General features: G+C 56.3%; 17 protein-coding genes and 1 rRNA gene. 14 read left to right on the top strand and 4 right to left on the bottom strand.

Translation table 11 applies throughout. The features are described from left to right. From rrf to birA, 3 genes are all read left to right on the top strand, one after another. Positions 1 to 93: ribosomal RNA gene (rrf, locus tag AC2FAK_RS22365) — 5S ribosomal RNA — on the top strand; the annotation flags it as partial. 126 nt (positions 94 to 219) lie between these two features. Next, complete coding sequence (murB, locus tag AC2FAK_RS22360; RefSeq protein WP_095455763.1) at positions 220 to 1,248, top strand: UDP-N-acetylmuramate dehydrogenase; 1,029 nt, start codon at positions 220 to 222, stop codon at positions 1,246 to 1,248. Continuing rightward, positions 1,245 to 2,207: a bifunctional biotin--[acetyl-CoA-carboxylase] ligase/biotin operon repressor BirA gene (gene birA / locus AC2FAK_RS22355; RefSeq protein ID WP_013099224.1), complete on the top strand. Its 963-nt coding sequence runs from the start codon at positions 1,245 to 1,247 to the stop codon at positions 2,205 to 2,207. Before murB ends, birA begins: the two co-directional genes overlap by 4 nt. 72 nt (positions 2,208 to 2,279) lie before the next feature. Here the strand turns inward: birA and bcsG are convergent, their stop codons facing one another. Genes bcsG through bcsE form a run of 3 tightly spaced genes read right to left on the bottom strand, consistent with a single transcriptional unit; the run spans position 2,280 to position 5,705 of the window. Then, positions 2,280 to 3,959 (bottom strand): cellulose biosynthesis protein BcsG, encoded by a 1,680-nt coding sequence (bcsG, locus tag AC2FAK_RS22350; protein WP_020686118.1) that lies wholly within the window; start codon positions 3,957 to 3,959, stop codon positions 2,280 to 2,282. Further along, positions 3,952 to 4,149: a cellulose biosynthesis protein BcsF gene (gene bcsF, locus AC2FAK_RS22345; RefSeq protein WP_028027931.1), complete on the bottom strand. Its 198-nt coding sequence runs from the start codon at positions 4,147 to 4,149 to the stop codon at positions 3,952 to 3,954. The genes bcsG and bcsF overlap by 8 nt, the downstream gene beginning before the upstream one ends. Then, positions 4,143 to 5,705, bottom strand: coding sequence for a cellulose biosynthesis c-di-GMP-binding protein BcsE (bcsE, locus tag AC2FAK_RS22340; protein ID WP_095455762.1), 1,563 nt, complete (start codon positions 5,703 to 5,705; stop codon positions 4,143 to 4,145). The genes bcsF and bcsE overlap by 7 nt, the downstream gene beginning before the upstream one ends. A 173-nt stretch (positions 5,706 to 5,878) precedes the next feature. On the opposite strand from bcsE, the gene bcsR reads away from it, so the two are divergent. The 9 genes from bcsR (at position 5,879) to AC2FAK_RS22295 (ending at position 21,743) form a co-directional block, all read left to right on the top strand. Further along, positions 5,879 to 6,067: a cellulose biosynthesis protein BcsR gene (gene bcsR / locus AC2FAK_RS22335; RefSeq protein WP_013099220.1), complete on the top strand. Its 189-nt coding sequence runs from the start codon at positions 5,879 to 5,881 to the stop codon at positions 6,065 to 6,067. An 11-nt stretch (positions 6,068 to 6,078) separates the two neighbouring features. Further along, the gene (gene bcsQ / locus AC2FAK_RS22330) at positions 6,079 to 6,831 is read left to right on the top strand and encodes a cellulose biosynthesis protein BcsQ (RefSeq protein WP_013099219.1); all 753 of its coding nucleotides are present in this window, start codon (positions 6,079 to 6,081) and stop codon (positions 6,829 to 6,831) included. Beyond that, positions 6,828 to 9,443: a UDP-forming cellulose synthase catalytic subunit gene (bcsA, locus tag AC2FAK_RS22325; RefSeq protein WP_029883686.1), complete on the top strand. Its 2,616-nt coding sequence runs from the start codon at positions 6,828 to 6,830 to the stop codon at positions 9,441 to 9,443. The genes bcsQ and bcsA overlap by 4 nt, the downstream gene beginning before the upstream one ends. A gap of 10 nt (positions 9,444 to 9,453) precedes the next feature. After that, positions 9,454 to 11,877, top strand: a complete 2,424-nt coding sequence (bcsB, locus tag AC2FAK_RS22320) for a cellulose biosynthesis cyclic di-GMP-binding regulatory protein BcsB (RefSeq protein ID WP_048972551.1) — start codon at positions 9,454 to 9,456, stop codon at positions 11,875 to 11,877. A 6-nt stretch (positions 11,878 to 11,883) separates the two neighbouring features. Next, positions 11,884 to 12,987 (top strand): cellulose synthase complex periplasmic endoglucanase BcsZ, encoded by a 1,104-nt coding sequence (bcsZ, locus tag AC2FAK_RS22315; protein WP_029883688.1) that lies wholly within the window; start codon positions 11,884 to 11,886, stop codon positions 12,985 to 12,987. Further along, positions 12,969 to 16,451, top strand: coding sequence for a cellulose synthase complex outer membrane protein BcsC (gene bcsC / locus AC2FAK_RS22310; RefSeq protein WP_095455761.1), 3,483 nt, complete (start codon positions 12,969 to 12,971; stop codon positions 16,449 to 16,451). Before bcsZ ends, bcsC begins: the two co-directional genes overlap by 19 nt. 119 nt (positions 16,452 to 16,570) lie before the next feature. Further along, positions 16,571 to 18,577 (top strand): biofilm formation regulator HmsP, encoded by a 2,007-nt coding sequence (gene hmsP, locus AC2FAK_RS22305; RefSeq protein ID WP_095455760.1) that lies wholly within the window; start codon positions 16,571 to 16,573, stop codon positions 18,575 to 18,577. A gap of 159 nt (positions 18,578 to 18,736) precedes the next feature. Continuing rightward, positions 18,737 to 20,023: a dicarboxylate/amino acid:cation symporter gene (locus AC2FAK_RS22300; protein ID WP_013099213.1), complete on the top strand. Its 1,287-nt coding sequence runs from the start codon at positions 18,737 to 18,739 to the stop codon at positions 20,021 to 20,023. Between the two features lie 226 nt (positions 20,024 to 20,249). Next, positions 20,250 to 21,743, top strand: coding sequence for a M16 family metallopeptidase (locus tag AC2FAK_RS22295; protein ID WP_013099212.1), 1,494 nt, complete (start codon positions 20,250 to 20,252; stop codon positions 21,741 to 21,743). 62 nt (positions 21,744 to 21,805) lie between these two features. On the opposite strand, the gene kdgK is transcribed toward AC2FAK_RS22295, so the two are convergent. Continuing rightward, a complete protein-coding gene (gene kdgK, locus AC2FAK_RS22290; protein ID WP_047024141.1) occupies positions 21,806 to 22,735 on the bottom strand; it encodes a 2-dehydro-3-deoxygluconokinase in 930 nt (309 codons plus the stop codon). 229 nt (positions 22,736 to 22,964) lie between these two features. Between kdgK and pdeH the strand changes: the two genes are divergently transcribed. After that, positions 22,965 to 23,738 carry a cyclic-guanylate-specific phosphodiesterase gene (gene pdeH / locus AC2FAK_RS22285; RefSeq protein ID WP_013099209.1) on the top strand — a complete coding sequence of 258 codons (774 nt, stop codon included), beginning with the start codon at positions 22,965 to 22,967 and terminating at the stop codon, positions 23,736 to 23,738. A 66-nt stretch (positions 23,739 to 23,804) separates the two neighbouring features. Then, positions 23,805 to 25,847: an AsmA family protein gene (locus AC2FAK_RS22280; RefSeq protein ID WP_095455759.1), complete on the top strand. Its 2,043-nt coding sequence runs from the start codon at positions 23,805 to 23,807 to the stop codon at positions 25,845 to 25,847. The last annotated feature ends 116 nt before the right edge of the window (positions 25,848 to 25,963 follow it).

The raw sequence follows: 25,963 nt of genomic DNA, 5'->3' as shown, positions 1-25,963 counted from the left end.
CCCACCTGACCCCATGCCGAACTCAGAAGTGAAACGCCGTAGCGCCGATGGTAGTGTGGGGTCTCCCCATGTGAGAGTAGGGAACTGCCAGGCATCAAATAAGTGAAGAGGCCATCCGAAAGGATGGCCTTTTTGCGTTTCTGCGCTGCACAAACTAATTCCCCACAACGTGCTGCTTATACGGTAAACTACCTGCGTTTTTGCATCAGGATAGCGCCTATGAACCACTCCCTTAAGCCCTGGAATACCTTTGGTATTCAACGGAATGCTAATCACATTGTACGCGCCGATACGGCCCAGCAACTGCTGGATGCATGGCAACGCGCAACAGAAAACAACGAACCCGTACTGATTCTGGGCGAAGGCAGCAATGTCCTGTTTCTCGATGATTTTGCCGGGACGGTCATTATTAACCGCATCATGGGAATTGAGGTCGAAGAGTGCGCCGATAGCTGGCGTTTGCGCGTAGGTGCCGGCGAAAACTGGCATCAACTGGTGCAGTATACCCTCGAAAAAGGGATGCCGGGACTGGAAAACCTGGCTCTCATCCCGGGCTGCGCGGGGTCATCACCCATTCAAAATATCGGTGCGTATGGCATCGAACTCAAACACGTGTGCGACTATGTCGACTGCATTGAGCTGGCGACCGGTACGGCTCAGCGTTTAACGGCAGAGCAGTGCCGTTTTGGCTACCGTGACAGCATCTTCAAACATGAATATCAGGATCGCTACGTCATTGTCGCCGTGGGTCTGCGTCTGTCCAAAACCTGGCAGCCGGTGCTGACCTATGGTGATTTAACGCGCCTCGATCCGGCAACCGTCACCCCTCGCGATGTGTTTGACTCGGTTTGCCATATGCGCATGACCAAGCTGCCCGATCCCAAAGTAAACGGAAATGCCGGCAGTTTCTTTAAAAACCCCGTCATAAGCAGCGCAAACGCGAAAACATTGCTGGCTAAATGGCCTACTGCCCCGCATTACCCGCAGGCGGATGGCAGCGTGAAGCTGGCCGCAGGGTGGCTTATCGATCAGTGCCAGTTAAAAGGTACTACCGTGGGCGGCGCAGCGGTTCACCGTCAGCAGGCTCTGGTGCTGATCAATCAACACGATGCGACCAGCGACGACGTGGTGCAACTGGCGCACCATGTGCGTCAGCAAGTGGGTGAGAAATTTAACGTCTGGCTGGAGCCGGAAGTCCGCTTCATTGGTCGGACGGGTGAAGTGAATGCTGTGGAGGCTATCGCGTGAAGGACAATACCATCCCGTTAACCCTGATTGGCATCCTGGCCGACGGTGAGTTTCATTCTGGCGAGCAATTAGGTGAGCAGCTGGGCATGAGCCGTGCTGCCATTAATAAACATATTCAGACCCTCCGCGACTGGGGGGTTGATGTCTTCACCGTGCCCGGAAAAGGCTACAGCCTGCCGGAACCCATTCAGCTCCTGAATGAAGAACTCATCCGCAGCCAGATAGGGCAGGGTAACGTGGCCGTATTGCCGGTCATCGATTCGACAAACCAGTACCTGCTGGAGCGGATAGGCGAGCTGGAATCAGGAGATGCCTGCGTTGCAGAGTACCAGCAGGCCGGGCGCGGCCGTCGCGGGCGTAAATGGTTCTCACCGTTTGGCGCAAACCTCTATCTTTCCATGTACTGGCGCCTTGAGCAGGGGCCTGCCGCCGCAGTGGGTCTGAGTCTGGTGATTGGTATCGTTATGGCGGAAGTTCTGCACGAACTTGGCGCGGATAAGGTACGGGTAAAATGGCCAAACGACCTTTACCTGAACGATCGTAAGCTTGCCGGTATTCTGGTCGAACTGACGGGAAAAACAGGCGATGCGGCGCAAATTGTCATTGGTGCCGGTCTCAATATGGTGATGCGAAATGTGCAAAGCGATGTGGTGAATCAGGCGTGGACCAACCTGCAGGAAGCGGGGATCACCATCGATCGCAACACGCTTGCCGTGCGTATGATTAAAGAGCTGCGTACCTCCCTGTCTCTCTTTGAACAGGAAGGGCTGGCATCGTTCCTGTCTCGTTGGGAAAAACTCGATAACTTTATCAACCGACCGGTGAAACTGCTGATTGGTGATAAGGAGATCTACGGTATCTCTCGCGGCATTGATGCACAGGGTGCCCTGCTCCTGGAGCAGGATGGCGTCATCAAGCCCTGGGTGGGCGGTGAGATCTCCCTGCGCAGCGCTGAATAAATAAGTATGCGCCCTAGAGGATGGAAGATGGCTATTATTCCCTCTCCCCGAGGGGAAGAGGGTCTGGAGAACTTACTGCGGATAAGGTACCCAGTCTCCGCCGTTCAGGCGAACGTACGGTTTGTTCTGGTACTGAATGACAACCGCATTCGCATTCTCTGACACTTCCGCGGTTTGCGGCAGATTGCTGGTGAGCTGATCCCAGTTCACGCTATCTTCCACAAACAGCTTACCATCGACCGCGCGGGCCACGAGCTCAGAGATGGCCAGATAGCTGACTGGCTGAGTGATCTCAATCGGTGCGCCCTGATGCGGTGCCTTCATACCAAAGAATTTAATCCCGGCAGGCACGTTGGTAATGGATGGGCTGGGGATATCGCGCAGGCCGGACACCTGCATTCTGTCGCCTTTCAGCGCCCCACCGTGCTCCGGAACGACAACCACCATCACTTTACGGCCAGATTTTTCCAGCTCAGTGAAGAACGCATCCAGCTCATCAAAGAACTTCTGCGCACGCACTTTGTAATCCGCCGTTTTACTCACGCCCGGGAAGTGATTACCGTCGTGAAGGGGCAGGGTGTTATAGAACGTGGCGCTGCGCGGATTGCTGTCTTTTTCAATGGTCTGCAACCAGCGCTGTAGCACGGCGGTATCGTCATAGACTGGCGAGCCGTCGAAGCCCAGCAGCGTGACCGGCAGCCCGGTTTGATCCATCAGCGGTGCCTGCATACCCCCTTGTTCACGCACCTCTTTCAGGAAGTTACCGAACTGACCGTTATGCCCCAGCATCAGATGCTGCGTAAAGCCCAGTTTCGCCAGGTTATCGAACAGATAACACTGGTTGCCAGCGGGCTGATACAAATTCTTGTGCGATGGCTGGCCGCAGCTTGCTCGCAGCAGGCGGATGGCCGCCGGGCCGCTGTACGAGGTGGCAGAGTTAAAGTCTTTAAACTGGATATCGAAATGCGACCACAGCGGGTGCGACATTAAACCAGCCGCATCAACGTCAGCCCAGGAGAGGGAGCAGATGTTAATTACCAGCAGTTCAAACGGCTGAGCATCCGCCGGGAGTGCATCCGGGAATTTAGTCTGACGCTTATCTTCCGCGGTGTAGAAGCTGGAAAGCCAGGCATTCAGGTTGGTTGAGGTCGGCGGTGCGGTCTGCGCTGGAATATCACCCACCACCGGCGTGTCGCCTGCCGTAGCAACGGTTGCTGCCGCGCTTCCTCCGGTGGTGGTCACCGTGCTGGTCGGTTGACCGGCAGGCCACAGGGAAAAACTTGGCCCAGCCAGCGTCAGAACGTTCAGCCAGATCATAATGGCAACGACAAACACCGTGACGCGGATCCACTGTGACAGAAACAGCCAGGCAACCAGCAGCACAAAGACCGCGCCAATCATCTGCCAGTTAATAAAGCGCTCGGTCAGGTCGAGGATATAGCTGGCGCTAAACCCGGCGACCTGCGAACCCTGACTCATGATGCTGTCCGGCCCCGGCAGCCAGGTATCATGCCAGAACAGCGCAAAACCCAGCGGGATGGCAACCCAGTGACGCAAGCGATGCAGCCTGATATTGGGCAGCGGCATCAGCAGGAAGGCCATAAACACCAGGTTCAGCAGAGGATGGAAGTTCAGATAGCCAGCCCACAGCAGACCAAACTTCACCAGAAAGTAGAAGTTCCAGCCGGAAAGGCCGCGCCAGTATTGCCACAGAGGCGATGGTGACGAAGCGGTATAAGTTGAGTTAGTCATGTTTTCGGTCTGCCTTGACGTGTGTTGCCCGTGTCAGTGTTCCGGCTGGTTTGACATAGCGAGGTTTGCCAAACGCCATTCTGGCCGTATCGCGAATACGGCGCAGTGAATGGCGTGCATAATAACCAAGCGGGAAAAAGATCAGCGCACAGAATACAACCAGTTGAATGATATCGCTGATATTCATGATGGTGCGTTCTCCCCATTCTCAGTTAATAAGCGAAGGGGTTCCGGAACCCGACGCCAGACATGGCCGTCATGCCGTGCATTGAGGATCGGTTTGACATCGCTCGTGACAGGTAGCGGTTTCACCCAGTTTTCAGGCGCGAGGGCACGCATCTGCACCAGCTCAGCGCTGATCAGATTGTCTTCGAACCAAATCATACGGTTTGAGAAAATATCCCCGGTAGGCAGCGGGAAGATATGGTTCAGCGCGGTATCGAGATCGTTCACCCGACAAAAAGACAAAAACAGAACCAGGCGGTTGTCGCCAATCGTCATGATGTCCCCGGTACGGTTCGGGCGGCATAAGGTGAGCGCCTGTTCCACGCGGATCCCCGGTACAGGACGCAGGGCAACCATTACCCCTTTCCCGTCTGAAGGAAGCAGCGTGTTGTTCATCATGTTGCCAACGGCATCGCAGAAGGTATCCCATTTCTGATAACCACGCAGTTTCATCGGCTGGGTCATGGAAAGCAGCGTGGAAATATCTTCCGGTACGTGGCGGTTGAACTGCTGCCCCTGGACACTTTCGATAAGCGTCAGGCAGCGTGACAGAGGGGCATTCCACGGGATAACCATGTTTGCGCCACAGCCCAAAAGCAGACGCTCGTCCGTGGCACGCAGGCTGGTATTGTTTTCGCGTACCACAATTTTTAACGCGCTGCCGCGTTGACGACGTAAGGTATGAATTTGTCGTGCCAGCGTTTCAATCTGATTGTTCTGCATCAGCGAGAAAACAAGGGTTGCCGCCTGCGTCGTTCGGGCTTCATGAAAAAGCGCTTCATTGGACTCAAACAGGGACCAGTTTTCAGACAGCGCGGGCGCCCCCTCCAGTACCGCAATATGGCTCAGGATCCGTTTTTCATCGCTGCGCGGTTGCACCACGGTTTCTTCTTGCTGGGCAAGGTGCCACTCGCCGTCAATATGTTTAAGCGTAAGTTGCTGTCTGGCGCTCACGCCTTTTTCATTACACCAGAATGCAATATCGTAGAGATAGCTGCCCGCCTGGTCGCGCAGACTCGCCAGGCCGAATAGCGAGCGATACTCCGCCATTAAAAGTGAGAACAGCTTGTCGTTATTACTGCCGGGATTGATTATCAATAGCGTGCAATTTTGAAATTTTGCCCATTTATTGATTTTTTCCAGCCACTGCAGCAGTTTCTCCGTCGGGATATTTTGCAGGGCATTATGTGAACATTTAAGAATCAATAAAAAGCGGTCTGGATTGATGGAACACTGAATGTCGCGGGACAAATAGTATAGACTATCTGCTTCCGACGGCATGGAAAACAAGCGTACCGTCTGTGGACCGCGGTCTCGCTCAAGCGTAATAATTTGCTTCGGGTCTTCGCCCATACTAATGACAGCGACCCGGGAGTCCTTACCCTGCGCGGCAATTGTCTGGTTTACCAGACTGATAGCATCTTCATTACGATCCGAATTAACCCACCAGACTCCTCCGACTGGCATGTGGCGCAATTCGTCCCATAATGACTGGATGCCAATAGAAAATATGGAGTCCACGGTGTCCCTCTTTTCGTCTAATTTATCTGTATATCAGTTTACTAGCGAAAGCGTAGAAATAAACCTAACATTGAAATTAAAGAGCATCAGATTTAGCATGTAAATGAAATTTCACAGGGCAGGAAGCCTCGCGACTTCAGAGAGTAAAACGATACTCAAAGGGATGGAAAAAAATGGATAATAACGAACCCGGAACCCCAGTCGATTCGACCCTGGGTTACACATTCCAAAACGATTTTCTGGCGCTGACGCAGGCCTTTTCTTTACCTGAAATAGATTACACCGATATTTCCCAGCGGGAACAGTTGGCTGCGGCTATTAAACGTTGGCCGTTATTAGCTGAATTTACCCAACAACAATAAGGGAGCCATTGATGGCCATACTCGGATTACAGGGCGTCCGTGGTGGAGTGGGTACAACATCCGTTACCGCGGCGCTGGCGTGGTCATTACAGCTTTTAGGTGAATCGGTGCTGGTGATTGACGCCTGCGCCGATAATTTGCTGCGTATGTCATTTAACGTCGACTTTACCCGTACAGAGGGTTGGGCCCGCGCGTTGCTTGATGATAAAGACTGGCGTGATGCGGGTCTGCGTTACACCTCCCAGCTCGATCTCCTGCCGTTTGGTCAACTGACCACGACAGAGCGTGAGAATGAAGCCGCCTATCAGCGTTTATTTTCGCAATTCACACTCGCACTGCAGAGCCTCAAAGAAAAAGGCCATTATCAGTGGATCCTGCTGGATCTGCCGCACGGTGCCGGCACGCTGACCCGACAGCTGATTGCCCAGTGCGACCACGTGCTCTCCATTGTGAACGTCGATGCTAATTGCCATATCCGTCTACATCAGCAGGGGTTGCCCCAGAATAGCCATATCCTGATTAACGATTTACGCATTGGTAGCCAGATCCAGGACGATCTGTATCAGGTCTGGCTGCAAAGCCAGCGTCGTCTGCTGCCGATTGTGATCCATCGTGATGAGGGGATGGCGGAATGCCTCGCCTCCAAACAGCCACTTGGCGAGTATCGTAGCGATTCGCTGGCGGCAGAAGAGATCCTGACGCTGGCGAACTGGTGTCTGCTGCACTTCGCCCAAGAGGCGGATCCTGCCAGGGGTACGGTATGAGTCGACTCGCCAGCTGGTTACTCATCCCGCCGGTCAGTTCGCGTTTAAGCGACCATTACCGGCATTATCGCCGGCATGGTGCCTCGGCATTTAGCGCCGCGTTCGGCTGTTTCTGGATGATTCTGGCCTGGATGTTCATCCCCCTCGAGCACCCCCGCTGGCAGCGCATTCGTGCGCGACACAGTGAATTGTATCCGCACATTAATCCTGACCGTCCACGGCCGTTAGATCCGGCGCGGTACATCATTCAGGCCATCTGGCTGGTGGTTACGTCGCCGCGGCAGGAGAAAAAGACGCCGCACTGGCGCAGCTTCAGCCGGGTCCAGCTTTTACGCGAACGCTATCATCAGTGGCTGGACAGGCTGCCTGACCGCGTGGGCGATAAGACCAGCCATCTGGATAACCATAAAGAACTCGGGCATCTGCACCCGGGTTTACGGCGTTTTATTCTGGGCGTGATTGTTGTCTTCTCGCTCATTCTGGCGCTGGTCTGTATCACGCAACCCTTTAACCCGCTGGCGCAGTTCACTTTCCTGATCCTGCTGTGGGGCGTGGCGCTGCTGGTGCGGCGTATACCGGGGCGCTTCTCCGCCCTGATGCTGATAGTGTTATCACTGACCGTCTCCTGCCGCTATATCTGGTGGCGTTATACCTCAACGCTGAACTGGGATGATCCGGTTAGTCTGGTATGCGGTCTGGTGCTGCTGTTTGCTGAAACGTACGCCTGGATCGTGCTGGTGTTGGGCTATTTCCAGGTGATCTGGCCGCTCAACCGCCAGCCGGTTCCGCTGCCAAAAGATACGTCGCAGTGGCCGACTGTCGATCTCTTTGTGCCGACCTATAACGAAGATCTGAGCGTGGTGAAAAATACCATTTATGCCGCGCTGGGCATCGACTGGCCCAAAGATAAGCTCAAAATCTGGATCCTGGATGACGGCGGTCGGGCCGCGTTCCGTGAGTTCGCGCAAGAGGTGGGCGTTGAGTATATCGCCCGCACCTCTCACGAACATGCCAAAGCCGGGAACATCAACAACGCGCTGAAGTATGCGACAGGGGAGTTTGTCTCCATCTTTGACTGCGACCACGTGCCGACGCGCTCGTTCCTGCAGATGACGATGGGCTGGTTCCTGAAAGAGAAAGCGCTGGCGATGATGCAGACGCCGCACCATTTCTTCTCGCCGGATCCGTTTGAACGTAACCTCGGCCGTTTCCGTAAGACCCCGAACGAAGGCACGCTGTTCTATGGCCTGGTGCAGGACGGCAATGACATGTGGGATGCGACCTTCTTCTGCGGTTCCTGTGCGGTTATCCGCCGTAAACCGCTGGATGAAATTGGCGGCATCGCGGTTGAAACGGTTACCGAAGATGCCCATACCTCGCTACGCCTGCACCGTCGCGGCTATACCTCTGCCTATATGCGTATCCCTCAGGCGGCCGGTCTGGCGACGGAATCCCTGTCGGCGCATATCGGCCAGCGTATTCGCTGGGCGCGCGGGATGGTACAGATTTTCCGTCTTGATAACCCGCTGTTGGGTAAAGGCCTCAAGCTGGCGCAACGTCTGTGCTACGTCAACGCCATGTTCCACTTCTTATCCGGTATTCCGCGGCTGATCTTCCTGACCGCGCCGCTGGCGTTCCTGCTTCTTCACGCCTATATCATCTACGCGCCCGCGCTGATGATTGCGCTGTTTGTTCTGCCGCACATGATCCACGCGAGCCTGACCAACTCGAAGATTCAGGGCAAGTATCGCCACTCATTCTGGAGTGAAATCTACGAAACGGTGCTGGCCTGGTACATCGCGCCGCCAACGATGGTGGCGCTGATTAACCCGCATAAAGGCAAGTTTAACGTCACCGCGAAGGGGGGCCTGGTGGAAGAGGAGTATGTCGACTGGGTGATCTCCCGTCCGTACATCTTCCTGGTGCTGCTGAACATTGTGGGGGTAATTGCCGGTATCTGGCGCTACTTCTACGGTCCGGAAAACGAAATCCTGACGGTGTTCGTCAGTATGGCATGGGTATTTTACAACCTGATTATCCTTGGCGGCGCAGTGGCGGTGTCGGTGGAAAGCAAGCAGGTACGTCGCGCGCATCGTGTTGAAATCAGCATGCCTGCGGCGATAGCCCGTGAAGATGGTCATCTCTTCTCCTGTACCGTTCATGACTTCTCCGACGGTGGTCTGGGTATCAAAATCAACGGTCAGGCGAAGGTGCTGGAAGGGCAGAAGGTTAACCTGTTGCTTAAGCGTGGCCAGCAGGAGTATGTCTTCCCGACACAGGTTGTGCGTGTGGCAGGCAATGAAGTGGGTCTGCAGCTGATGCCGCTGACCAGGAAGCAACATATTGATTTTGTGCAGTGTACGTTTGCCCGCGCGGATACGTGGGCTCTCTGGCAGGACAGCTTCCCTGAAGATAAACCTCTGGAAAGCCTGCTGGATATTCTGAAGCTGGGGTTCCGTGGCTATCGTCACCTTGCAGAATTTGCCCCGTCGTCGGTGAAAATAATTTTCCGGTCACTTACTTCGCTGGTTTCCTGGGTCGTGTCGTTCATTCCTCGTCGTCCTGAGCGGGATGAGGCGAAGCAGGCGGACCCGGTTATGGCTCAACAATGATGATAACGCGATGAAAACAAAACTTTCCTGGTTATGTGCAGTGGCAATGGGGATGAGTACGCTCCCTGCAACAATGGCTAACGCAGCGCCTGATAACGCCGCGGCCACGCCAGCTCCTACGGTGCCTGTGGTGTCGCAAGCGACCGAACCGGTAGTCACTGCGGCGCCCGGTCAAACAGAAAATCTCGTTCCCAACCAGCCGACAGCGGGAAATACCCTGCCGGCCGACGCGCAGGTTGTGGGGCAGGTGATGCCGGGCGTTCCGGGGGCTAATGCGCCTGTTGTCACAGAGAATGCCCCGTCGCGGGACGTGAAGCTCACCTTTGCGCAGATTGCGCCGCCTCCGGGCAGCATGGTGCTGCGCGGCGTCAATCCTAAAGGCGGCGTTGAGTTTGGTATGCGCAGCGATGAGGTCGTGTCGAAGGCGGTGCTGAACCTGGAATATACCCCTTCTCCTTCGCTGCTGCCGACCCAGTCTCAGCTGAAGGTCTACCTGAATGACGAGCTGATGGACGTGCTGCCGGTCACCAAAGAGCAGTTGGGTAAGAAAACCCTGGCTCAGGTGCCGATCAACCCGCTGTTTATCACCGACTTTAACCGTATCCGTCTGGAATTCGTGGGCCACTACCGTGACGTCTGCGAAAACCCGGCCAGCAACACGCTGTGGATGGATGTCGGGCGTAACTCATCGCTGCAGATGACCTACCAGTCGCTGGCGCTGAAAAACGATCTCTCCGCGTTCCCGGTGCCGTTCTTCGATCCGCGTGATAATCGCCCGTTAAACCTGCCGATGGTCTTTGCGTCCTCACCGGACGTCACGGAGCAACTGGCAGCGACCATCGTGGCCTCCTGGTTCGGCTCCCGTTCCGGCTGGCGCGGGCAGAACTTCCCGGTTATGTATGACAAGATCCCTGACAGAAATGCCATCATCTTTGCGACCAACGCGAAGCGTCCTGCTTTCCTGCGTGAGCACCCGGACGTAAAAGCGCCGACCATTGAGATGATAAGCCACCCGGATAACCCGTATGTGAAGCTGCTGGTGGTTTTCGGGCGTGATGAGAAAGACCTGGTGCAGGCGGCAAAAGCGATTGCGCAGGGGAATATCCTGTTCCGCGGCAGCAGCGTGGTTGTTGATGAGGTCAAGCCGCTGCTGGCACGTAAACCTTATGACGCGCCAAACTGGGTACGTACCGACCGCGCCGTCACCTTCGGGGAGCTGAAAACCTATGAAGAGCAGCTGCAGTCGACAGGGATTGAGCCGTCTCCTGTCAGCCTGTCGCTGAACCTGCCGCCGGACCTGTATCTGCTGCGCACCACCGGTATCGATATGAACCTCAACTATCGTTACACCGCGCCGTCAACCAAAGACAGTTCGCGCATGGATATCAGCCTGAATAACCAGTTCCTGCAGTCGTTTAATCTGATGAATAATCAGGAAACGAACCGTCTGCTGCTGCGTTTGCCGGTACTGCAGGGGCTGCTGGATGGTAAAACCGATGTTTCCATCCCGGCGCTGAAGCTCGGGGCGGTAAACCAGCTGCGCTTTGATTTCCAGTACATGAATCCAATGCCGGGCGGTTCGGTGGACAACTGCATCACCTTCCAGCCGGTGCAGAACCACGTCGTGATTGGCGATGAATCGACCATCGACTTCTCGAAGTACTATCACTTCCTCGCCATGCCGGATCTGCGGGCATTTGCTAACGCGGGCTTCCCGTTCAGCCGTATGGCGGACCTGTCTGAATCCATTGTTGTGATGCCAAAAGCGCCAAATGAAGGGCAGGTGACGACTCTGCTGGACACCATGGCGACCGTAGGCGCGCAAACGGGCCTGCCGGCGATTAACGTTACCCTGACGGATGATGGCGCTCAAATTCAGAACAAAGATGCGGACATCATGGTGATCGGTTCCATCCCGGATAAGCTGAAGGATGAGAAGCGTATCGATCTGCTGGTTCAGGCAGCCCAGTCCTGGGTTAACACGCCGCTGCGTCAGACCGAGTTCCCGAGCATCATGCCGGATATCAACGATCGTAAAGCCAGCGCGCAGACGGCTGTCACGTCTCAGGGGGCGATGGCGGCCGTGGTCGGCTTCCAGTCACCGTACAACGATCAGCGTAGCGTGATTGCCCTGCTCGCAGACAGCCCGCGTGGCTACGAACTGCTCAACAGTGCGATGAACGACAGCGGTAAACGTGCCGCGATGTTCGGCTCTGTGTCGGTGATCCGTGAGTCGGGCGTGAACAGCCTGCGCGTAGGCGATGTGTACTATGTAGGGCATCTGCCATGGTTCGAACGTCTGTGGTATGCGCTCTCTAACCATCCGATTCTGCTCGCTATCCTGGCCGCCGTCAGCGTGGTGCTGCTGGCCTGGGTGCTGTGGCGTCTGCTGCGTATCATCAGCCGTCGTCGCCTGAATCCGGATCATGAGTAAGATGTGATGAAAGCCTTTCGCTGGTGTGTCATTGCGTTGATGCTGGCAGCGGCGCCTCTGCGCGCCGCCTGTACCTGGCCTGCCTGGGAGAAATTTAAACAGGATTACATCAGCGAGGGCGGGCGGGTCATTGATCCCAGCGACACGCGTAAAATCACTACCTCGGAAGGGCAAAGCTACGCGCTGTTCTTTGCCCTCGCCGCGAATGACCGTAAAGCGTTCGACAAGGTGCTGGCATGGACGCGGGATAACCTTGCCGGGGGGCATCTCGACGACACGCTCCCCGCCTGGTTATGGGGGCAAAAAGACAAAGACACCTGGGCGGTTATCGATACCAATTCCGCCTCGGATGCCGATATCTGGATCGCCTGGTCCCTGCTTGAAGCGGGGCGGTTATGGAAAGACGCTGACTATACCCGTACGGGCAAGGCGCTACTCGAGCGCATCGCCCGCGAAGAAGTGGTGAAAGTACCTGGCCTCGGTCTGATGCTGCTGCCCGGTAAAGTTGGCTTTGTCGATGAGAACGCCTGGCGTTTTAATCCCAGCTATCTTCCACCACAGCTCGCAAGCTACTTCACGCGTTTTGGCGCCCCGTGGACCACCCTGCGTGAGACCAATCTGCGCTTGCTGCTGGAGAGTGCGCCGAAAGGTTTTTCGCCGGACTGGGTGCAATACCAGAAAAACAAAGGCTGGCGGTTACAGCAGGAGCCGCCGCTGGTGGGGGGATATGACGCCATCCGCGTCTATCTCTGGGTGGGGATGATGAACGATAACGATCCTCAAAAAGCCCGGCTGCTGGCGCGCTTCAGGCCGATGGCCGCCACCACAACAAAACAGGGTGTACCACCGGAAAAAGTGAATGTGGTGAGTGGAGCACGCACGGGCAATGGCCCGGTCGGCTTCTCTGCCGCCATGCTGCCTTTTTTACAACAGCGTGATGCGCAGGCCGTCCAGCGCCAGCGCGTGGCTGACCACTTTCCTGATAATAATGCTTACTACAGTTATGTACTGACTCTCTTTGGACAAGGATGGGATCAGCATCGTTTTCGTTTCACCACAAAAGGTGAATTAATACCGGATTGGGGCCAGGAATGCGCAAGTTCACAGTAAATCTACTCAGTTTATCGCTTGGCCTGGCGCTGATGCCGCTGGCTCAGGCCGTCAACTCTCCGCAGCAGCAACAGCTGCTGGAGCAGGTGCGCCTGGGGGAATCGACGCAGCGTGAAGATTTGGTGCGTCAGTCGCTCTATCGTCTTGAGCTGATCGACCCGAACAACCCTGACGTTATTGCGGCACGCTTTCGCTATCTGCTTCGTCAGGGCGACAACGCCGGCGCGCAAAAAGAGCTGGATAGACTGAAAGGGATCGCCCCCGGTTCCAGCGCGTACCAGTCCTCGCGCAACACGATGCTGCTTTCCACGCCGGATGGCCGCCAGCAGTTACAGCAGGCTCGCTTACTCGCCACGACAGGCCATACCCAGGAAGCGATTGCCGCCTATGACAAGCTGTTCGACGGCAACCCGCCGGGCGGCGACGTGGCAACAGAATACTGGAATGTGGTGGCGAAAGATCCCGCCCGCCGCAATGCGGCCATTAACCAGTTGAAAAAGATCAACAGCAGCAGCCCCGGCAATACGCAGCTGCAGTCGACGCTGGCTCAGCTGCTGTTCCAGACCGGGCGCCGTGATGAAGGCTTTGCGGTGCTGCAGGAGATGGCCAAATCCAGCAATGGCCGCAGCCAGGCGTCGGATATGTGGTATGCGCAGATCAAAGACCAGCCTGTCAGCAATGCCAGCGTCTCCGCGCTGCAAAAGTACCTGAGCGTATTCAGTGACGGTGAGAACGTAACCGCAGCGCGTTCACAGCTTGAAGCGCAGCAAAAACAGCTCGCCGATCCAACTTTCCGTGCGAAAGCACAAGGCCTGGCGGCAGTGGATGCCGGACAGGGTGATAAGGCGGTGGCGGAACTGCAAAAGGCGGTCAGCGCAAACCATGCCGACAGCGAAGCCATTGGCGCGCTGGGCCAGGCATACTCCCAGAAAGGCGACCGTGCTCGCGCGGTGGCACAGTTTGAAAAGGCGATCGCCCTCGATCCGCAGAGCGATAACCGCGGCAAATGGGACAGCTTGCTGAAGGTGAACCGCTACTGGCTGCTGATCCAGCAGGGGGATGCGGCGCTGAAAGCGAATAACCCGGCACAGGCGGAGCGCTATTATCAGCAGGCGCGCACTATCGACAATAGCGACAGTTATGCGGTGCTGGGGCTGGGTGATGCCGCAGCGGCACGTAAAGATAACGACGCCGCCGAGCGCTATTATCGCCAGGCATTACGCATGGACAGCGGCAACAGTAACGCGGTCCGCGGACTGGCCAATATTTATCGCGCACAGTCACCGGAGAAAGCCTCGCAGTTTATCCAGTCGCTCTCCGCCAGCCAGCGTCGCAGCATTGATGATATTGAACGTAGCCTGACCAACGAACAACTCTCCGCCCAGGCCGAGCAGCTGGAGAACCAGGGCAAATACGCCCAGGCCGCCGAGGTTCAGCGTCGTCGTCTGGCGCTCTCTCCAGGCGACGTATGGATCACCTATCGCCTGTCGCGCGATCTCTACAGCGCAGGCCAGCGCAGTCAGGCAGATACCCTGATGCGTCAGCTTGCCAGCCAGAAACCGACCGACCCGGATCAGGTGTATGCCAACGGGCTCTATCTTTCCGGTAACAACCAGGATCGTGCCGCGCTGGCCCATCTGGAGACGCTGCCGCGCAGCCAGTGGAACGGCAATATTCAGGAGCTTGCCGACCGCCTGCAAAGTAATCAGGTGCTCGAAACCGCCAATCGCCTGCGCGACAGTGGCAAAGAGCAGGAGGCGGAAAATCTTCTTCGTCAGCAACCTGCTTCTACCCGTATCGATTTAACCCTGGCGGACTGGGCGCAGCAGCGAGGCGATCTCAGTGCAGCAAAAACGGCATACAGCGGCGTGTTGCAGCGCGAGCCACAAAACGAAGATGCGATCCTCGGCCTGACCGAAATCTACAGTGCGCAGGGCGACAAAGACGCTGCGCGTGCCGAACTGGCGAAACTGCCTGCGACGCAAAATGGCCAGCCGTTGTCGCTCAACATGCAGCGCCGCATCGCGATGGCGCAGGCGGGGCTGGGTGATTCTGCTGCCGCAGAAAAGACGTTCAACAGCATCATTCCGCAGGCAAAATCACAGCCTGCGTCAATGGAAAACGCGCTGGTGCTGCGTGATGCGGCACGTTTTCAGACGCAAAATGGCCAGCCTCAGCAGGCGCTGGAGACCTATAAAGATGCCATGGTCTCCTCTGGCATCACCACCACCCGTCCGGCAGACAATGACACCTTTACGCGCCTGACGCGTAACGACGAAAAAGATGACTGGCTGAAGCGCGGCGTGCGTAGCGATGCCGGTGATTTGTATCGCCAGCAGGATGTTAACGTCACGCTGCAGCACGACTACTGGGGCTCCAGCGGTACCGGCGGCTACTCCGACCTGAAAGCCCACACCACCATGCTGCAAGTGGATGCGCCGCTCTCTGATGGACGGATGTTCTTCCGCAGCGATCTGGTCAATATGGATGCCGGTTCGTTTGCCACTAACAACGGCACCTACGATCCCAAATGGGGGACCTGTGCCGAAACGCCATGTCGCGGCAACACCAGTCAGACGTCAAACGGCGCAAGCGTGGCCGTGGGCTGGCAGAATAAAACCTGGGCATGGGATATCGGCACCACGCCAATGGGCTTTGACGTGGTGGATGTGGTCGGCGGGGTGAGCTATAGCAACGATCTCGGTCCTATCGGCTACACCATTAACGCCCACCGTCGCCCGATCTCCAGCTCTCTGCTGGCCTTTGCCGGGCAAAAAGACACCAATACCGGCACCACCTGGGGCGGCGTGCGCGCCACCGGCGGTGGCGTGAGCATCAGCTACGATAAAGGCGAGGCGAACGGCATCTGGTCAAGCCTGAATGCGGAATCGCTGACCGGGAAAAATGTAGAGGATAACTGGCGTGTCCGCTGGATGACCGGTTACTACTACAAGCTGATTAATAAAAACAACGAGCGCCTGACTGTCGGTGTCTCTAACATGCTCTGGCACTACGATAAAGATCTGAGCGGCTATACCCTGGGTCAGGGCGGCTATTATAGCCCGCAGGAATATGTCTCCTTTGCACTGCCGGTCACCTGGCGTAAACGCACGGAGAACTGGTCCTGGGAGCTGGGCGGATCTGTCTCATGGTCTCACTCCAAAACCAACGATGTGCTGCGCTATCCCCTTCAGGGACTCATTCCCGTCGATGAGCCAGGCCGCTACACCGACAGGGGGGCGATGGAAACCGGCAGCAGCTCCTCAGGCACCGGTTATACCGCGCGGGCCATTGTCGAGCGCCGGGTCACGTCCAACTGGTTTGTGGGTCTTGGCGTGGATATTCAGGAAGCGAAAGACTATACCCCAAGCCATGCGCTGCTCTATGTACGCTACTCCGCCGCAGGCTGGCAGGGTGATATGGACTTACCGCCACAGCCGCTCATTCCCTACGCGGACTGGTAATCGGATTTTACTTAATCCATTTGTAAGTCTCTCTTAAAAGCGCGGCGATCGGGTATACTCAGGCGCGCCAGGTTTACACCCTGGTGCGCCCTGCGCTTCGAGTTCTGTGGAGAGTCATTTTGCGTGTCAGCCGTTCCTTAACGATCAAACAGATGGCGATGGTTTCTGCTGTCACCTTGCTGTTTGTACTGCTATTTTGCGTCATTTTGCTGTTTCATTCCGTGCAGCAGAATCGCTATAACACGGCTTCGCAATTAGAAAGTATTGCCCGCTCGGTGCGTGGCCCGCTTTCGGCTTCTATTCTGAAAGGCGATATTCCCGAAGCGGAAACCATTTTAAAACGTATTCAGCCTGCGGGCGTCGTCAGCCGCGCAGACGTGGTGCTGCCGAACCAGTTCCAGGCGCTGCGGATGAGTTTTATCCCCGAACGTCCCGTCCCGATGATGGTGATGCGCCTGTTTGAACTGCCGGTACAAATTTCGCTACCCATCTACTCGCTTGAACGCCCTGCGAATCCGCAGCCGCTGGCTTATCTTGTTCTGCAGGCGGACTCGTACCGCATGTATAAATTCGTCATGAGCTGGTTTATTACGTTAGTGACCACTTGCTTACTTATGACGCTGATACTGAGCGTGGCGCTGACCTGGTGCATTAACCGGCTGATTGTCCACCCGCTGCGGCGTATCGCCCGGGAGCTGAACGCGCTTTCTCCCCAGGAGCAGATGGGTCATCAGCTTGAGCTCCCCCGCCTGCATCATGACGATGAGATCGGCATGCTGGTGCGCAGCTACAACCTCAACCAGCAGCGCATTCAGCGTCAGCAGGATGAACTGAACAGTAGCGCCACCCGTTTTCCGGTGTCGGAGCTTCCTAATAAAGCGTTCCTGATGGCGATGCTGGAGCAGACCGTGGCGCGCCAGCAGACCACGGCGCTGATGGTCATCGCCTGTGAAACCCTGCAGGATACCGCTGGGGTGCTCAAGGAGAGCCAGCGTGAAATGCTGTTACTGACGCTGGTCGAAAAGGTTAAATCGGTGCTTGCTCCACGTATGGTGCTGACTCAGGTCAGCGGTTATGACCTGGTGGTGATTGCGAACGGCGTGAAAGAGCCGTGGCATGCGATCACGTTAGGTCAGCAAGTACTCACTGTCATTAATGAGCGGCTGCCCATTCAGGGTATTCAGCTTCGCCCCAGCGCCAGTATTGGGATTGCCATGTTCTATGGCGATCTGACCGCAGAGCAGCTCTATCGTCGCGCCTTCTCGGCGGCATTCACCGCCCGTCGCAAAGGGAAAAACCAGATCCAGTTCTTCGACCCGGATCAGATGGAAAAGGCGCAGCAGCGTCTGACTGAAGAGAGCGACATCCTCACCGCGCTGGATAACCATCAGTTTGCCCTCTGGCTCCAGCCGCAGGTCAATTTGCTGACGGGTGAAGTGGAAAGCGCGGAAGCGCTGTTGCGCGTGCAACAGCCGGATGGCAGCTGGGAGCTGCCGGAAGGGTTAATCGAACGTATTGAGTCCTGTGGTCTGATGGTCACGGTGGGCTACTGGGTGCTTGAGGAGTCATGCCGCCAGCTTGCCGCCTGGCAGGAGCGTGGTGTCAACCTGCCGCTGTCGGTCAATCTCTCTGCCCTGCAGTTGATGCATCCCACTATGGTCTCGGAGATGCTGGAGCTCATCAATCGCTACCGGATCCAGCCGGATACGCTGATTCTGGAAGTGACGGAAAGCCGTCGTATTGACGACCCGAATGAGGCGGTCGCGATCCTCAAACCGCTGCGCAACGCCGGTATCCGCATCGCGCTGGATGATTTTGGCATGGGCTATGCCGGACTGCGTCAGCTTCAGCACATGAAAACGCTGCCGGTGGATGTCCTGAAAATCGACAAAGCGTTTGTCGATGGGCTGCCGGAAGACAGCAGCATGGTGAAGGCCATTATTCAGATGGCGCGTAGCCTCAACCTGAATCTGATTGCTGAGGGTATCGAGACGGAAGCGCAGCGCCGCTGGCTGGCTGAGGCGGGTGTCGGGAAAGGCCAGGGCTTCCTGTTTGCCCGTGCCGTCCCGTCGGATGTCTTTGAACAACGGTACCTTTCCGGCGCTGGCAATAACGCAAAAGTGTAATTTTGTTGCTGGCTTGTGCGAGCCAGCTCAAAGTTCTTAACATTTGTGTTTCAAATTTGAACTGAGTTTATTTCTGTCCTGTTATGCGGGTGTTATTTTAGAGCCGCAGGTTAACCATAACCTTACAAAGCCTGTGGTTTTTCTTCCCAAGGACATTCTATGAAAACCTCACTCTTCAAAAGTCTTTATTTCCAGGTCCTGACAGCCATCGCAATCGGTATTTTACTGGGTCACTACTACCCGGAACTGGGTGCGCAAATGAAACCGCTTGGCGACGCGTTCGTTAAGCTCATTAAAATGGTCATCGCCCCGGTGATCTTCTGTACGGTGGTGACCGGTATCGCTGGCATGGAAAGCATGAAGGCGGTAGGGCGTACCGGTGCAGTGGCGCTGCTTTACTTCGAAGTGGTCAGCACCCTGGCACTGATTATCGGTCTGATCATTGTTAACGTGGTGCAGCCTGGCGCTGGCATGAACGTCGACCCGTCGACGCTGGATGCCAAAGCGGTGGCGGTTTACGCTGAGCAGGCGAAAGATCAGGGCGTGGTCGCCTTCCTGTTGGACGTCATTCCCGGCAGCGTGATCGGGGCGTTTGCCAGCGGAAACATTCTGCAGGTGCTGCTGTTCGCCGTCATGTTTGGTTTTGCCCTGCATCGTCTGGGCAGCAAAGGCCAGCTGATCTTTAACGTCATTGAAAGCTTCTCGCAGGTCATCTTTGGCATCATCAATATGATCATGCGCCTGGCGCCGATTGGTGCCTTCGGGGCAATGGCGTTCACCATCGGTAAATACGGCGTCGGCACGCTGGTACAGCTCGGCCAGCTGATTATCTGCTTCTATATCACCTGTATTCTGTTTGTGGTGGTGGTGCTGGGGTCGATTGCCCGCGCGGCCGGTTTCAGCATCTTCAAATTTATCCGCTATATCCGCGAAGAGTTGCTGATTGTGCTGGGGACCTCCTCCTCTGAGTCGGCGCTGCCGCGCATGCTCGATAAGATGGAGAAGCTGGGTTGTCGTAAATCGGTGGTGGGGCTGGTGATCCCGACGGGGTACTCCTTTAACCTCGACGGTACCTCGATATACCTGACCATGGCGGCAGTGTTTATTGCACAGGCAACCAACAGCCATATGGATATCTTCCATCAGATCACCCTGCTGGTGGTGCTGCTGCTCTCGTCGAAAGGGGCTGCGGGCGTAACGGGCAGTGGCTTTATCGTGCTGGCGGCGACCATTTCCGCTGTGGGACATCTGCCGGTGGCCGGTCTGGCGTTGATTCTCGGTATTGACCGCTTTATGTCTGAAGCGCGTGCGTTAACCAACCTGGTGGGTAACGGCGTGGCTACGGTTGTGGTGGCAAAATGGGTTAAAGAGCTGGATCACAAAAAGCTCGACGATACGCTGAATAATCGCTCTTCTGATAGCAAAAACCCGGGTTTATCCTCCTGATTTTCCGCTAAATTCCCGCATTCCCTTGTCGGAATGCGGGCTCCTGCGCATAATGACTGTTCGTACCTGTCATAATTCGACAAGATTTTTTTTGGGTATATTGCACTTCTCACCGTGACGTTTTGCCGAACGCGCGGTCTAATCGACGTGTTTTCATCGTCATCTTTTAGAGTGAAGCGCGTCGCGAGACACTCTTTTTAACCAGGAATGTTGATCAGGGGTTCACATGCAGGGCACAAAAATTCGACTCTTAACCGGCGGTTTGCTGATGATGGCAGCAGCCAGTTATGTGCAGGCAGATGCGCTCCAGCCAGACCCGGCATGGCAACAAGGGACCCTGGCGAATGGTTTTCAGTGGCAGGTGTTAGCCACGCCGCAGCGTCCCAGCGATCGTATTGAGATCCGTCTGTCTGTGAATACCGGCTCCCTCACCGAAAGCACCCAGCAGACCGGCTTTAGCCATTTTATTCCCCGACTGGCGCTCACCCAGAGCGGCAGTTTACAGGCTGTTCAGGTGCGTTCGCTCTGGCAGCAGGGCATTGACCCGAAGCGTCCATTGCCGCCAGCCGTCGTCTCGTATGACTACACCATGTTTAACCTGAGCCTGCCGAATAACCGTAACGATCTGCTCAAAGAAGCCCTTACGTATCTCTCCGATGCCACTGGCAATCTGGCGATCACGCCGGAAACCGTTAACTATGCGCTGAGCAACAGCGATATGGTGGCGACCTGGCCTGCGGATACCAAAGAGGGCTGGTGGCGTTATCGCCTGAAAGGCTCAGCGCTGCTTGGGCACGACCCGGCAGAGCCGCTGAAACAGCCGGTCGATGCCGAACAGGTAAAATCGTTCTATCAGAAATGGTACACCCCGGACGCGATGACGCTGATCGTGGTCGGGAATGTGGATAGCCGCGCGGTGGTTGAGCAGATCAACAAAGCCTTCGGCGAGCTGAAAGGCAAGCGTGAGACGCCTGCTCCTGTCCCGACGCTCTCCCCGCTGCGGACAGAGCCAGTCAGCATCTCCACTGATGCCGTGCGTCAGGACCGGCTCTCCATGATGTGGGATACCGCCTGGCAGCCTATCCGAGAATCCGCCGCGCTGCTGCGCTACTGGCGTGCGGATCTGACGCGTGAGGCGTTGTTCTGGCACGTTCAGCAGAGCCTCAGTAAGAACAGCGTGAAGAACATTGCGCTGGGCTTCGACTGCCGGGTGCTGTTCCAGCGCGCCCAGTGCGCCATTAATATCGAATCACCTGGCGATAAGCTGAATGCCAATCTGGGCGTGGTGGCGAAAGAGCTGGCAAAAGTGCGCAAAGAGGGCCTGTCTGAAGAAGAGTTCAACGCGCTGGTCGCGCAGAAAAAGCTGGAACTGCAGAAGCTGTTTGCCACCTATGCCCGCGCCGATACGGATATCCTGATCAGCCAGCGTATTCGCTCCTTGCAGAATCAGGTGGTGGACATCGCGCCGGAACAGTACCAGAAGCTCCGTCAGGACTTCCTGAATGGGCTGACCGTCGATATGTTAAATCAGGATTTACGTCAGCAGCTGTCGCAGGATATGGGATTAGTCCTTCTGCAGCCGAAAGGCGAGCCGGAATACAACATGAAGGAGCTGCAGGCGACATGGGATTCAATCATGACCGCCGCGCCGCAACCTACACAGGCGGCAACGTCTGATGATCTGCATCAGGACGCGACGGATATTCCGCAGGGGCAGTAATCCAAAAAATTCCCTCTCCCGATGGGAGAGGGTCAGGGTGAGGGCATCAGCCCGCACCTTATTTAAGCAGGCATCGCCTCACGCGGAATAATCGCCCCGCGATACTGGATCACCGTGCTGGCCGTCAGGTGCCCGCGCTGTGCAGCCGCTTCAGGCGTGCCGCCCGTCAGGCGCACCGCCAGATAGCCCGCGCTGAAGGAATCACCCGCCGCCGTAGTATCCACCACTTTGTCCTTCGCCAGTTTCACCGCCGGGACGTCAATCACCGCCTCACCTGCTACGGCCACCAGGCACGATGCCGCGCCGCGCTTAATCACCACTTCGCTCACGCCAGCAGCCTGGGTGCGCGCAATAACCTCATCAACAGGTTTCTCGCCCCACAGGGCATCTTCGTCGTCGAGCGTCAGGAACGCGATGTCGGTGCACTGCAGCATCTGCTGGTAAACCTGCTGCGTCTCTTCACGGCTGGCCCACAGGCGCGGACGGTAGTTGTTATCAAAAATGACCTTCCCGCCATTGGCGCGGCATTCGCGCAGCAGCGACAGCAGCTTTTCACGACTGGTCGGGCTTAAGATGGCGAGGCTAATCCCGCTCAGATAGAGATAATCAAACGTCGCCAGCGTTTCGCAAATGGCGGCTGCGTCGCCGCTTTCCAGCCAGTATTTGGCCGCAGCTTCGTTTCGCCAGTAGTAGAAGGTGCGCTCGCCGGTATCATCGGTTTCAATGTAATACAAACCCGGCAGGCGGTTTTCCATGCGCTGAATCAGCGAGGTATCAATGTGTTCGCTCTGCCAGGCGTCCAGCATTTGCTGGCTGAAACTGTCCGTACCCAGTGCGGTGACGTAGTTCACGGTGAGGGCCTCCGGCGGCACCTGACGGGCAATATACACGGAGGTGTTTAAGGTATCGCCACCAAAACCGCGGCTAACGTCCGCGCCTTTTTGTGACAGCTCAATCATGCATTCGCCAATAACGGCAATTTTTTTGGACATAATCATGAACCTGAACAGAGTATTTAAAAGCAGTGTGCGCTGTGTGAATTATCAGGTCAACTATATTAAAACATCGTTCCATTATTTTTTTTGAGCCAGCGCGTGTTCCTGTTCATTTCTGTCATCTTAATTTCATTTTCCCGGTGAATTGAACATAAAGTTCTCAATTATCGCGCCGATAACCCAGTGACGAGTCCAGAAAGGCCATCCCAACAACAGGACATCTGAAATGAAGTCAGAGCAGGTTATCCAGCGGCTGAGCACTACGCCTGAGGCAAGTATTGAGAACTTGCAGGAGCATCGCTACTGGCTGCAATGTGAGCGTGTGTATACCTACCAGCCGATCTATCGTACCGACGGTCGACTGATGGCGATTGAAATTTTGACGGTCGTTACACACCCTTCTAACCCTTCACAGCGTATCGCGCCGGACCGCTATTTTGCCGAAGTCGCCGTGCGCCAGCGCCTGGACGTGCTGGAAGAGCAGTTGCGCATGCTGGAAACGAAAAAGGCCTTTTTCGAACAGCACGATATTCTGGCCTCGGTCAACGTGGATGGCCCAACCCTGCTGGCGCTGCGCCAGAACGCGAAGTTGCAGGAGCTTATCGCCACCCTGCCGTGGATGCGCTTTGAACTGGTGGAGCATGTCCGCCTGCCGCAGGAATCCTCCTTTGCCTCGATGTGTGAATTTGGCCCCCTGTGGCTGGATGACTTTGGCACCGGCATGGCGAACTTCTCCGCCCTCAGCGAAGTGCGTTACGACTACATCAAAGTGGCCCGCGATCTGTTCATTATGCTGCGCCAGACCCCGGAAGGGCGGAATCTGTTTACGCTGTTATTACAGCTGATGAACCGCTATTGCAAAGGCGTCATTGTGGAAGGTGTGGAAACGCTGGAAGAGTGGCGCGATGTGCAAAACTCACCCGCCGCCGCCGCGCAAGGCTATTACCTCTCACGTCCGGTGCCCATGGATACCCTCGACGGTGTGATAACCAACCTCTGAACCGCCCGTTTCCCTTTGTCTGGACTATAGTTTTACAGGACAGGTCATCAGGAAAAGGGGATCAAAATGACTAAAACAACCAGGGTAATCTCCTGGACAGCAGGGATTTTCTTGTTGTTGATCGTGGTCGCTATCATCATTATTGCGACATTCGACTGGAACCGTCTTAAGCCGACCATCAACCAGAAAGTCTCAACTGAACTGAACCGCCCCTTCGCGATACGCGGTGATTTGGGCGTGGTCTGGGAGCGTCAGAAAGAAGAGACCGGCTGGCGAAGCTGGATCCCCTGGCCGCATGTTCACGCCGACGACATCGTTCTGGGCAATCCGCCGGATATTCCTGCCGTCACCATGGTGCATCTTCCGCGGGTTGAAGCCACGCTGGCGCCGTTAGCGCTTCTGACAAAAACCGTCTACCTGCCGTGGATCAAGCTTCAGCAGCCCGATGCACGCCTGATCCGTCTCTCGGAAAAAAACAATAACTGGACCTTTAACCTCGCCAGTAGCGGCGAGAAAGATCCCAATGCCCAGCCCTCTTCGTGGTCATTCCGTCTCGATAACATTCTGTTCGATCGCGGGCGGATCGCCATCGACGATAAAGTCAGCAAGGCCGACGTGGAGATCCTGGTCGATCCGCTGGGTAAGCCGCTGCCGTTCAGTGAAGTGACCGGCACCAAAGCGAAAGGGGATAACGCCAGCGCGGGCGATTACGTTTTCGGCCTGCGGGCCACCGGGCGCTACAACGGACAGCCACTGACCGGCACCGGTAAAATTGGCGGCATGCTGGCGCTGCGAAGCGCAGGCACCCCGTTCCCGGTGCAGGCGGACTTCCGCTCCGGCAACACGCGAGTCGCCTTTACCGGCACGGTCAACGATCCAATGAACATGGGCGGGGTTGATTTGCAGCTCAAGTTTGCCGGAGATTCGCTGGGGGAGCTCTACGAACTCACCGGCGTGCTGCTGCCGGATACGCCGCCGTTTGAGACGGACGGGCATCTGGTGGCCAAAATCGATACGGAAAAATCGTCTGTCTTTGACTATCGGAATTTCAACGGCCGTATCGGCGACAGCGATATCCACGGTACGCTGACCTACACCACTGGAAAACCGCGTCCGAAACTGGAAGGGGATGTGGAGTCTCGCCAGCTGAGGCTTGCCGATTTGGGCCCTCTGATCGGCGTCGATTCCGGCAAAGGCACGAAGTCGAAAGAGGTCAAAAAAGACCTTCAGCCTGCGGGGAAAGTGCTGCCCTACGATCGCTTTGAAACCGACAAGTGGGATGTAATGGATGCGGATGTGCGCTTCAAAGGGCGAAAAATCGAGCACGGCAGCACGCTGCCGATCAGCAACCTCTCAACCCATATTCTGCTTAAAAATGCCGACCTGCGTCTGCAGCCGCTGAAGTTTGGCATGGCGGGCGGAACCATCTCCTCGAACATTCATCTGGAAGGCGATAAAAAGCCGATGCAGGGCCGGGCTGATATTCAGGCACGCAGGCTCAAACTGAAAGAGCTGATGCCCAACGTAGAGCTAATGCAGAAAACCCTCGGTGAAATGAACGGTGACGCGGACATTCGCGGGGTGGGGAACTCCGTGGCGGCGCTGCTCGGGAGCAGTAACGGCAACCTCAAGCTACTGATGAACGACGGGCTGGTGAGCCGCAACCTGATGGAAATCCTGGGGCTGAACGTCGGGAACTACATTATCGGGCAGATCTTTGGTGACGATGAGGTGCGGGTGAACTGCGCGGCGGCGAATCTGGATCTGGTTAACGGCGTGGCGCGGCCGCAGATTTTTGCCTTCGACACGGAAAACGCGGTAATCAACGTGACCGGAACCGCCAGCATGGCCTCTGAGCAGCTTGATTTAACCATCGACCCGGAAAGCAAAGGGATCCGTATCATCACCCTGCGCTCGCCGCTCTACGTGCGCGGCACTTTCAAAAATCCGCAGGCGGGGGTTAAACCCGGGCCGCTGATTGCACGCGGTGCGGTGGCGGCAGCGCTCGCGACGCTGGTCACGCCAGCCGCGGCGCTGCTGGCGTTGATTTCGCCATCAGAAGGGGAAGCCAATCAGTGCCGGACGATTTTGTCGCAGATGAAGAGGTAAGGTGCGGTCTGTTGTTGCCGGGTGGCGGCTACGCCTTACCCGGCCTTGTATTATCCTCCCGTACAGAAAGAACCGGCCAGTTCTTTCTGTCAGGCAGTCCACATGCCGTACCCGGC

Source organism: Enterobacter cloacae complex sp. 394F7 (assembly GCF_057320385.1).
The sequence above is the reverse complement of the archived record's forward strand: the minus strand, read 5'-3'. Positions and strand labels throughout refer to the sequence as shown.